Below are 10,136 nucleotides of genomic sequence, written 5' to 3' on the forward strand. Positions count from 1 at the left end.
CCGATACTCCACGGCCGGACCGAGTCCGGGGCGCCGCCGTAGCTGATGAGGTCGACGTTGATGGGAAAGTGCGTTATCCGTTTCTTCGGTGTTCGCAGGTCATCGGGGCTGTTGGCCTTTCAGGTCGATGTAGTCGGACATGGGTGTGGCGGATCGGGCGGCGTGCTGGGCGATGATGTCGGGGCTGTAGCCGAGGAGGTCGATCAGGGTTCGTGCGTCGACTTCTTGGGTGAGGTCGCGCAGCGTGGCGTTGCGGGCGCGTTGGGCGTCGATGCCGAGGACTTTGAGCCTGCCGGAGAGGGTGTTCGGGTGCAGGTGCCGGCCTGCTCGGGTGCCGGGGAACAGCCACGGCGTGCCGGTGTTGATGGTGTTCTGGTGCCCGGGGTCCTGCAGGTGCTGCCAGAACACCTCGGTGAGCGCTTCGGGAATGGCTGTCGGGGTGGTCCCGAGGGTGAGGAGCATGCCGTCCGGGGTGGCCGTGAGGTCTTCCCGGCGGAGCAGGACGATCTTGTTGAGGGGGTGGGCCCACAGCAGCAGGATGAGCCCGGCCAGGCGGGTGGAGCTGGTGACCTGGCGGTGTTCGAGGCAGTTCCGGAGGAGCTCGAGGCGCTGCGTCTGGGTGATCATGGGCGTGGAGTGGGCGTTGCGGAACGGCACCTGAAGTGCCCCGGTGCGGTGGTCTTGGTCGTGGTCGAGCCAGCGGATGAAGGCGCGGATGTGCTTGCGGGTGCTGGGGCCGGCGCTGAGGTAGTCGTCGATGTGGAGTTGGCGCAGTTCATCCGCGGTGACGTGGTGGTGTGCTCGTAGCCAGAGGAGGAACTTCCCGGCTTCGGTGATCTCTTGTTTGGCCGTATGGGTGCTGGCCTGAAGATCGGCATTGGGATCGGCCGCCTGGGCGCGGATGCGCTCGAGGTGGTGCCAGGTGGCGAAGCGCTCGATGAGGTGGGCGGTGCCGTCGTCGGGGAGGCTGGCGATCCTGGTGGTGAGCCAGTGTTCGAACCGTGCGAGGGTCTCGTTGCCGCGGGCGTCCATCATGCGGTGGTGGACGAGCAGAGCCCGGAGGTGTTCGGCGGCGTTCGAGCGGGGGAGACGGTCGAAGGCTTCGTGGGTGAGCGCCAGCTCGCGGGCGCCGATAGCTTCCAGCAGGGTCCTGGCCCGGGTGCCTGGGCGCATGTAGGTATAGACGCTCTCGGGCCGTTGGGAACTGGTGAGCACTTTGATGAGCCGGTGCAGGCGGAGGTCCTTGCCGGGGGCGAGCACGGTGGTGAGGTCGTCGGTGAGCGCGCAGCGGATGCAGCGCCCGGCCCGGAATCTTTCGGCTTCGCGGTGACAGCGGGTGCAGGTCAGGGCGGTGGTGATGCCGGCGCAGTCCCGGCAGATGGGCTCTCTCTCGGTGGAGCGACCCGGGAGCATGCGGTGTTCCCGGCAGTGCGGGCAGGTGCCGTAGGTGTGGGTGGCGTCGGTGAAGCAGGCCCCGCAGATGGCTCCGTCGGGCCAGTGCACGCGGATCTTGGCGACCTGCTGGTGGCAACGGTCGCAGGCGTGGGGCCCGGTCGAGCGGGGCCGGCCGCGTTTGCTCGGGGCGGGGAGGTCGGTGAGCGTGGGGGGCCGGGCGGATCCGTTGCCGTCGGTGGCCGGGCGCCAGGGATCAGTCATCGTCGTCGTCGATGATCCGGGCGCGCACGGGGCGGTAGTGGCGAAGGTCGGGGAGGTCTTCACCGGCGGCCGGACGGTGTTGCCGGACGGTCTTGGCGTCGGTGGCCGTGTAGGTGATCAGGTCGTTGGGCGTGACCTCGAGGGCGTCGCAGAGGGCGACGAGGACCTTGAAGGAGATCCGCTCGGGTTGCTGGGTCACGATGCGCCACACGGCGTTGGCGGTGAGGGTGATGCCGCGTTCGTGCAACAGCTCGGCGAGGTCCTTGGCGGTGTGCACGCCGCGGCGTGCCATGATCTCGCGGACCCGCCAGGTGTAGGTGATCTCGCGTGTGCTCATGGGGCTCTCCTGGGTGCGGGCAGCCCGAAGGCTGCCTGGAGGGTGCGGTCGTGGGCCCGTTCCAGAGCCAGTCGCTGGTAGTCGGGGGAGGGCAGGGAGTAGATCGAGGTCGTCGCGGCGTGCTCGTGGCCCAGCTGGAGTTGAACGAAGGTGACGTCGAAGCCCGCCCCGGTGATCAGCTGCGTGGCGTAGGAACGACGGAAGGAGTGCAGATCGAGCCCGGGCGGGAAACCGAGCTCATCGATGAAGCCTCGCAGCCTCCCGAGCAGATGCGACTCGCCCACGATCGCCCCGGTGCTGGTGGGGAAGAGATCGCTCACCGGGTGCCCATAGCGGGGCAGCCCGTTGCGGATCCAGTCCTGGATCATCTCCGCGGACCAGGGCCAGACGGTCAACACGGAGCGGACCTTCTTCGCCGAGCCGCGGTGGGACTTTCCCCAGCGCACGCGCAGCACCCCGTGACCGCCGAGATAGGGGGCCCGGTTGTTGGACGAGAAGTCCACGACCTGCAGGTGCCGCAGTTCGTTGGAACGCAGTCCCCAGCTGTAGGCCGTCTTGAACGCGATCGCATCGCGCCATGCAGCCACCGCACCCTTGCGCCCGGAGATCAGGATCCGCTCGACCTCCAGATCGGCCAGATCGAACAGCTCCTGCAGCTCGGCCTGGGTGAAGGGGCGTTTGGCCGGGCGCGCTTCGGTGGGCTGGGCATGGGTGAGGCGGTTGAGCTCGGTCACGACCTGGGCGAAGACCTGCCCGAACGACCTCGCGGCCTGCTCGCACCAGTCGTAGTGCGGATCGCAGGCGTAGTCGCAGAACAGCTTGATCGCCCCCTGATAGGAGCGCACGCTCCCGTGAGAGAGGTTGCGCACCGCGCGGGCGTGGGAGAAGAACTCGTCCGCATCTGACAGCGTCCACTCCCACGGGTAGCGCCCCGAGAAGTCCACCAAGCTCATCACGACGCTGCGCCGGGTGCGAATCGTGGCCGGCGCGAAGTCCTTCGCCCGCTGCTGAGCGCCCCACCCATCCAAGACACTGGCCAAGAAGACGTCCGGATCGGGGGCTTGCCCACCGAAGGGAACGAACCGCACGTTCTCGCCATCGTGGCCCATGAGTCGTCCTTGGATGTCAGAAGATGCTTGCGATAGTCGCACACAGATTGCGTGTATCGCAATCACCGCCGGGAAAGTCCAGGCCAGAAGCCGAATGGGCATGGTGGATCCAGGCGCCATTCGCGTCACGTACGGCACGTCACCCCGCGGTGATCAAGCAGGATAAGCCCAGGTCAGAAGGCAGTTAGGGGAGCATCGGGGCCGTTACCCAGAACCTCACGATGTGCAGAAACCGCGAATAGAGTCGTTGTGGATTTACATAAGAACTATTATCGGCGCTTTGAGTAGGACGAGTAGAAGCAGGTGCGAGAACTCGTCGCATCCTCCCTACGGGCACCTGTCCAGTCCACTACAGGGTGCAGGACACGTGGGTCGGGTCTGCGGGCTGGTGGCCCTGCGGTCGTAACGGGTGGCCGGGCGGCGGAAGGCCAGAGACCAGGCGATGGTGCGTTCCACGACCGAGTGATACCGGCCGAGCCGTTCGCCGGGGTCCGCCCCTGATCCGGACGATGCGGGCGGCGATTCCGTACCGACGCAGGTAGTGACGCACCCTACGGTCGTCATAAGCCTTATCCGCGTGCAGCTTGACCGGTCGGCGCCGTGGACGGCCGCCGCCTGAACCCTTGACCGGGGCCAGCCCACCCAGGATCGGCTCCACAATCATGAAGTCGTGCCTGTTGGCCCTGGCGATCGAAATCCCTAACCGTCGGCGGCGACCCGCAGATGGTACGCGGTGCCGGCCTTGCCGCGGTCCGCGGGGTTGGACCCAGTCAGTCCCCTTTTCGCCTGGATGCTGACCGAGTCCGGGCACGCTTTCGACCAATTAAGAGCCCCATTCCGACCCAGCTGGTTGAGGACGGCGTGGTGCAGCTCGTTCCCCACCCCAACCTATGGTGCGTTCTCGCGCCGCAGCGTGACCAAGGCGATGCCGCCGGCCAGCATGGCCCCTGTGGCCCCTAGGACCAGTGCGGTCCGTGGCGAGGCCGCGTCGGTCACATAGCCAGCCCACAGGGCTGCCACTGGCGTGAGTCCGAAGGTAGTGACGTTGACCCAGGAAGCCGCACTAGCCGTTTTTCCGGGGCCAGCGGCGGTCTGAGCAGCTCGTTGAAGCACGCTTTGATACCACCCCAGTGCAGCACCCAGCAATGGGGATAGAACCAAGAACTGGGTTGTGCTGCCCATGCCCGAGGCCAGAAGGAGCCCACCGCCCAAGGCACCCGCTGCAGGCCCAAAGGCGTACGGACCCATCCGGGTACGAGCCGAGGCCGCCAAACCGCCACCGATGGCCCCTATCGCGTTCAGGGTGTGCGCCAGGCCCAGTGCCGCAACACTGGATTGCAGTTCCAGGGTCATCATCGAGGTGACGGTGACGTTGAAGTTCAGCGCGGCGACCGTTACCAACGCGCTCAATGACATAACGATTGGAAAGGCAGGACGTTGACGCCGCAGTGGGTCGAGCCCTTCCCCATTCACAGGTGCAGCTTCCTCTGCCGACGAAGCAGGGACTGTGGAGTGGTCCGGAAGAGTGGTTACCAAGCCGATGACGGCAGCGCTGAGGGCAGCCGCGAGGAGGAAGCACAGTTTTGGGCCGGCCCCCGCGTATGCCAAGCCCGCCAGGCCAGGGCCGATGAACCTGCCGGCAGAGGCCGCCACGGTGTGCCGGGCCAGCGAGGGTCCCAGCCTGTCTGAGCCCACGAGGTGGGCAGTGAGCCCGAACGCGGCGGGGCGCTCAAACGCTTGCGCTACACCGCTCACGGCCAGGAGGGCGTATAACCCCCATAACCATTGCGGGTTCAATGGATTGGCGGCCAGCGCTAGCACCGTCGCCAGGGATACCACGTTGGCTGCCAGCAACAGGCGCCGGGGTCGTCCGTGGTCTGCCCACCGGCCTGGCAATGGCCCCAAAAGCAGCTGCGGGAGGAACTGGATCACTGTCACCCACGCCAGTGCAGAGGCGCTTCCGGTCAGCTCCAAGATCAGCAACGACACCGCGAAGTTGCGGAACCATACCGCCGTTTGTGTCAGGAACTGCGCGGCATACAGCCGACGCAACCGGCCAGAGCCTTCCTGCGATGATTTAAGCATCCAGGCGCTGGATGAGGAACTGTTCGATCTTCGATCCCAGTGACGCCGCCTCCGAGGATCGGGGGTCTGCGTTGCTGGCGTGGATTTCCAGTACTGGGATGCCGGCGGCTTCGAGTGCTTCGGTGGTGAAACGGGCGCCGGGGATGTCGTCGGCAACCAGGTGGACGACACCGTCCACACCATGGGTGAGGGCCTCTTTGACATACCAGTCGCCGGCCCACCCGGGCATGTAGAGCTGGTCGGTGAAGCCGGTGAAGCGAGCGGCCAGGGCACGCATGGGATCACTGCCGTAACGGAGGTAGCCGTCGGCGGCGATGGCCAGGTACATGGACCACACGAACACCGCCCCGTACTCTTCCTCGAACCTTCGATATAGGTCCATGTCGAACCACAGGCCCCGCCCGATCCACATCAGCCGTTTCCGCTCGCGCGGCCAGACCGCACGACCTGCTGCGACAGCGGCCTCTAATTCTTCGTAGAAGGTCCGGGCGGCGTCGACAGCCCACTGGGTGCCGCGGTGCCACTGCGGAAGCATCACACTGTTGATGGTGTCGTGGACGCTCACGGGCATGGGTCGTGCGGTGGCCAGCAGGTCCCGGGACCGACGGTTCCATTCGGCCTGTTGGTTGACCCGGTCCATGACCTCTCCAAACCGGTCCAGGTCGAAGCGGCGCCCGCTCCAGTCTTCGAGGAAGTCCATCAGTTCCCAGTTCTCCGCCACCATGAGGTCCAGTCGGTCAGCGCCGAAGGCCTCCTCCCACCGGTGGGGCACGAGCTCCCACCACCGCGGCGGGGCGTCGACGGCCGCTGAGCGCTCGAACGGGAAGAACGTGGTGTGCTCAGATTCGGCCCATAAATCGAAGACCTTCCGGGCGGCGTCTCCGCTGTTCTCGGCAATGACCAGGCCCGGTCGCGGGAGACCGCCCCACGGTGCCTCCTCTGCTGGCAGGTCGACGGATCCTAGGGCCACCGCGTCGTACTGGCGTGAGTCGTCCGGGTACTCTGCCCGGCGGAGTGCGTCGAGGCTGCGCTCAGCCATCCTCTTGGCTCCGACCAGGGAGGCCCACCACTGGTTGACGACGTAGGGGATGTCCATGGCGCGCAGGATTTCCTGCGGAGCGTCGGCGTTCACCAAGGCCAGAGGCTCCCCCGTCTGGACACGTAGGCGCAGGTCCTCGAACCACTCCTTCTGATGGGCGCTGGCTCGTCGAGCGCTGTCCAGGCGTGCAGCTGTCATAGTTGGGCCTCCAAGGTCTGGGAAGCGGACAGGGCGTCCAAGGTCTGTTGGAGCTGCACCGGATCCGGGCCTGGACCCTGGTCGCGCAACAGCACAGCCGGTACGCCCTCGGCCTGGGCGATGGCGCGCAGGTGCGGGAAATCCCAGAGGGGGGCTTCGTCGTGGCGGCGTACGTAGGACAGGACGGCTCTGGCCTGGGTGCGCCGCACGGTGGCGGCGGCCCATCGGGACCGCTCCAGCGCACTGGCCGTGGTCGCCTCAGGTCCGCGGCGCCCGTAGGCGGCGGCGAGGGCGGCCAATTGGCCGTCGAAGTCGCCGTCCGGGGCCGGGTGCACGTCGATGGTGAGAGCGAGAAGTCCCCGGTCGTGGTCCTCCCCCACCACCTGCCAGCCTGAGTCCTCGATGGCGGCGTAGACGGTGTCGGCCTCGTGTGGGCTGCCGGAGAGGAACAAACCAGGAGCAGCATGAGCACACCGTGTCTGTGAGTCGTCAATCCTGGTGTTGATGATCTCCTGGGCCACGGCAGGTTCCAGTGTCTCGGCCGCCGCAAACAACCGGAGAGCTTCGATGCCGGAGATTTTCCGGTCGATCCGGGCTTGTTGGGCTCGATGCAGTTGGTCCCGTACCGCCGCACACTGCCGCACGGCCGTGGTCACGGTGGTGGCATCCGGACTCTGACCGGTCCATCGAGGTAGGACATTGACCAGTCGCCGGACCTGCGCCCGGTTGTAGGCGGCCGTCGCCGGGCGAGGCAGATGCAGCAGGTCGATCAGATGGACGGGCGGCAGCCCCGATGTGCGCTGGGCCAGTTCTCGCAGCACGTAGTACAGCCGCAAGGAAGCCTCCCGCTCCCTGGAGATCACGATCCCGGTCAGGAAGTTCAGCTCTCCGGACAGGATGCGAGCCAAAAGCAGAACGGCTGGCTCGTCGACAGCACCGAGCAGTTGAGCGGCTCGTGTGTGCAACGCCACCGCCGAGCCCGGGCCCTGCGGGATGTGAGGATCGCCGTGAAGGCGGACCGGATAGCCGCCGGCGGCCAGCACCAGTTCCCGGGGAACGTCGGCGCCGACAACGCCGACGACGCATTCGCCGCTCAGCGCCATCTCCTGGGCCCACTGGTAGCGGTGGTCATACAGCCAGTCAGGGTCCGGGACACTGGCCTCGATCTCTGTCGCAGAGTCCTCCCTCATTGCAGGGCACGCTCTCGCGTGGCCGGTGCCGCCTGCAGGATGCCCTCGTGGTGCAGAGCGTCCACCTGCTCCGATGTGTAACCGAGCAGGCCCTGCAGCACCGTGTCGGTGTGTTCGCCCAGTCGGGGGGCGGGTCGGTCCAAAGAGATATCGGACCCCGACATCAGGAAGGGCATACCCGGCCCGTAGACTTCCTTGCCCTCTCCTCCGCCGGGCAGATGAAGGCGGACCACTTCCTGCCGTTGTTGCACCCGGGGATCGCGCACGGCGTCGGCGGGATCCCGGACGGGGGCAACGGGCACATGATGGATTTCTAGATCCGCGAGAATCTCGCTCAGGGGCCGGTCAGAAGCCCACTCGGCGATGAGGCCGTGCAGTTCGTCGGCGTGCTGCACACGACCGTCCCGGTGGGCGAAGCGGGGGTCTTCAATCAACTCAGGGCGCCCCATAGCGGCCAGCACCCCGTGGGCGAACTTATCCGTCGGGGCACACAGGGCGAACCATCCGTCGGCGGCGGTGAAAGTGCCGAAGGGCGCCAGGCGGGGCACGTGCTCACCGGTGCGCACCGGCAGTCCGAGTTCTTCGTAGGCGTCGAAGGGTTCAGCGGCCACCAGGGAAGTGAGGGAGCCGAGCATCGACACGTCGACGTACTGGCCGTGGCCCGTACGCTGGCGCTGCACGACGGCACCGAGGGTGCCGATGACCGAGAACAGCGGGGCGACCAGGTCCCCGACGGGCAGACCGAATCGGACGGGCCCGCTTCCGGGCTCGCCGGCGGTCATCATCACTCCGCTCAGCGCCTGGACGATGGTGTCCATGGCCCGGCCTTCTCCACCGTCGGCGCCGAAACCGCTGATGGAGGTGTAGATGATGGCCGGGTTGATCTCGCTGACCGTGGCGTAGTCGATGCCCAGGCGGGCGGTGACGCCGGCGCTGTAGTTCTCTACGACGATGTCCGCCTGGGCGACCAGGTCCAGAAACACCTGCTTGCCCTGCGGGTGCTTCAGGTCCAGGGCCAGGGATTCCTTGTTGCGGGCGCGGGAGAGGATGGAGACCGACATGTCCTCCTCCGTGCTGCGGGCGACGTTGAGGCCCTCGGCCGTGAGGTAGGGGGAGTTGTTGCGGGCCGCGTCCCCGCCGGTGGCGGGGTTCTCGATCTTGATCACCCGTGCGCCGAGTCCGGCCAGCAGCAGTGTGGCGTAGGGACCGGCAAGGGCGGTGGTCAGGTCCAAGACGGTGAGCCCGTCCAGGGGGCGGTCGTTCATGATGTCTCCTCAGTCGTCAGCCCGGCGCTGAGCAGGACGCGCTCCTCGGCCCAGGTGAACTCGGTGGTGAAGCCGGCCTGACGGGTGATGTCGGTGATGTAGTCGGTCACGTGCCGGGCATCGTGCTCGTCGGTCAGCGGTACCGGGCGTGCTTGATCGTCGATCCAGCACGGCACCAGGGCGGCTTCGCTCAGCGCCCCGTCTCGGAAGGTGCACCATGCGATGGCGGTGTGGCGGCTGTCGGGGTGGAACGGGTAGGTCGGCATGGCAGGGTCAGGGGCGAAGCCGAACATCCGGATCCGGCGTTCGGCCCATTCGCGTCGCTCGGCAGATTCGCCCTGGCCGTTGAGGGCCTGGGTGACGGTGGCGAAGTTGCCCAATCCGTGGAAGATGGGCACGCCCCGGTAGATCTCCACACCGCGCATGATGTGCGCGTGGTGGCCCAGAACCAGGTCCGCCCCCGCGTCAACGGCGGCGTGCGCCAGCGGAACCTCGTAGTCGGCCAGGACGGCGGGCGTGTGGCCGACGCCCTTGTGCAGAGCCACGACGACCACATCCACACGAGACTTCAAAGACCGGATGCTCTCTTCCATCCGGCGTTGGCTGGCGGGTGCGACAAAGGTGTAGATGGTGGGGGGCCCTCCGGGAGTCGCCGAGTCCAGTTCGTAGTGGGTGAGCACGTGGACGTAGTTGAGCCCCCGATAGTGGTGTAGCGCGGTGGCCCTGCTCGTCGTTCCGGACGAGAGCGCGGCCACCGTGAGATCTTTCGAGTTCACCTCTCACAGCACCCTCGAAAGGACATCATCACGATGACCGCTCCTCATATTGTCGACCCTGCCGGCCTGCTCGGCGAAGCCCTGTCCGAGGCCTCCCCGGATCTGATGCGATCACTGCTGCAGACAGTGATCAACGCCCTGTTGTCGGCCGATGCCGAAGCGGTCGCCGGCGCCGAATGGGGCCGACCGTCCCCGACCCGGGTGACCCAGCGCAACGGCTACCGCCACCGCGAGCTCGACACCCGCATCGGCACCATCGACGTGGCCGTCCCGAAGCTGCGCACCGGAACCTACTTCCCCGACTGGCTGCTCGAGCGCCGCAAGAGGGCCGAGTCCGCCCTCATCACGGTCGTGGCCGACTGCTACCTCGCCGGGGTCTCGACCCGCCGGATGGACAAGCTGGTGAAGACCCTCGGCATCAACTCCCTGTCGAAGTCCCAGGTCTCGCGCATGGCCGACAACAGGGCGTTGATCACTGTCT

9 protein-coding genes are annotated in these 10,136 nt (G+C 66.9%); 1 reads left to right on the forward strand and 8 read right to left on the reverse strand.

The genetic code is table 11. The features are described 5' to 3' along the window. Positions 1 to 99: 99 nt before the first annotated feature. The 8 genes from ABL57_RS14145 to ABL57_RS14175 all read right to left on the reverse strand — a co-directional run bounded on the left by ABL57_RS14145 (position 100) and on the right by ABL57_RS14175 (position 9,655). A complete protein-coding gene (locus ABL57_RS14145) occupies positions 100 to 1,656 on the reverse strand; it encodes a hypothetical protein (protein ID WP_053004984.1) in 1,557 nt (518 codons plus the stop codon). After that, positions 1,649 to 1,993 carry a helix-turn-helix transcriptional regulator gene (locus ABL57_RS14150; protein ID WP_047804125.1) on the reverse strand — a complete coding sequence of 115 codons (345 nt, stop codon included), beginning with the start codon at positions 1,991 to 1,993 and terminating at the stop codon, positions 1,649 to 1,651. Before ABL57_RS14150 ends, ABL57_RS14145 begins: the two co-directional genes overlap by 8 nt. Next, on the reverse strand, positions 1,990 to 3,102 hold the full coding sequence (locus tag ABL57_RS14155; protein WP_047804126.1) for a site-specific integrase: 1,113 nt from the start codon (positions 3,100 to 3,102) through the stop codon (positions 1,990 to 1,992). The genes ABL57_RS14150 and ABL57_RS14155 overlap by 4 nt, the downstream gene beginning before the upstream one ends. An 888-nt stretch (positions 3,103 to 3,990) precedes the next feature. Next, positions 3,991 to 5,187: an MFS transporter gene (locus ABL57_RS21370; protein ID WP_082157457.1), complete on the reverse strand. Its 1,197-nt coding sequence runs from the start codon at positions 5,185 to 5,187 to the stop codon at positions 3,991 to 3,993. Further along, positions 5,180 to 6,424: a 2-hydroxyacyl-CoA dehydratase family protein gene (locus ABL57_RS14160; protein ID WP_047804127.1), complete on the reverse strand. Its 1,245-nt coding sequence runs from the start codon at positions 6,422 to 6,424 to the stop codon at positions 5,180 to 5,182. The genes ABL57_RS21370 and ABL57_RS14160 overlap by 8 nt, the downstream gene beginning before the upstream one ends. After that, complete coding sequence (locus ABL57_RS14165; protein ID WP_053004985.1) at positions 6,421 to 7,614, reverse strand: 2-hydroxyacyl-CoA dehydratase family protein; 1,194 nt, start codon at positions 7,612 to 7,614, stop codon at positions 6,421 to 6,423. Before ABL57_RS14165 ends, ABL57_RS14160 begins: the two co-directional genes overlap by 4 nt. Beyond that, positions 7,611 to 8,879, reverse strand: a complete 1,269-nt coding sequence (locus ABL57_RS14170; protein ID WP_047804128.1) for a CaiB/BaiF CoA-transferase family protein — start codon at positions 8,877 to 8,879, stop codon at positions 7,611 to 7,613. Before ABL57_RS14170 ends, ABL57_RS14165 begins: the two co-directional genes overlap by 4 nt. Beyond that, positions 8,876 to 9,655: a CapA family protein gene (locus ABL57_RS14175; RefSeq protein ID WP_082157458.1), complete on the reverse strand. Its 780-nt coding sequence runs from the start codon at positions 9,653 to 9,655 to the stop codon at positions 8,876 to 8,878. Before ABL57_RS14175 ends, ABL57_RS14170 begins: the two co-directional genes overlap by 4 nt. A 33-nt stretch (positions 9,656 to 9,688) precedes the next feature. Here ABL57_RS14175 and ABL57_RS14180 point away from each other — a divergent pair. Next, on the forward strand, positions 9,689 to 10,136 hold a 448-nt coding region (locus ABL57_RS14180; protein WP_047804129.1), incomplete at its 3' end, for an IS256 family transposase.

It is taken from the genome of Kocuria sp. SM24M-10, assembly GCF_001027955.1.
GTDB lineage: Bacteria > Actinomycetota > Actinomycetes > Actinomycetales > Micrococcaceae > Kocuria > Kocuria oceani.

Excerpts from the sequence above, each read along its gene's own strand:
- ABL57_RS14160 (WP_047804127.1), bottom strand. The coding sequence starts at position 6,424 with ATGACAGCTGCACGCCTGGACAGCGCTCGACGAGCCAGCGCCCATCAG.
- ABL57_RS21370 (WP_082157457.1), bottom strand. The coding sequence starts at position 5,187 with ATGCTTAAATCATCGCAGGAAGGCTCTGGCCGGTTGCGTCGGCTGTAT.
- ABL57_RS14155 (WP_047804126.1), bottom strand. The coding sequence starts at position 3,102 with ATGGGCCACGATGGCGAGAACGTGCGGTTCGTTCCCTTCGGTGGGCAA.
- ABL57_RS14170 (WP_047804128.1), bottom strand. The coding sequence starts at position 8,879 with ATGAACGACCGCCCCCTGGACGGGCTCACCGTCTTGGACCTGACCACC.
- ABL57_RS14145 (WP_053004984.1), bottom strand. The coding sequence starts at position 1,656 with ATGACTGATCCCTGGCGCCCGGCCACCGACGGCAACGGATCCGCCCGG.
- ABL57_RS14150 (WP_047804125.1), bottom strand. The coding sequence starts at position 1,993 with ATGAGCACACGCGAGATCACCTACACCTGGCGGGTCCGCGAGATCATG.
- ABL57_RS14165 (WP_053004985.1), bottom strand. The coding sequence starts at position 7,614 with ATGAGGGAGGACTCTGCGACAGAGATCGAGGCCAGTGTCCCGGACCCT.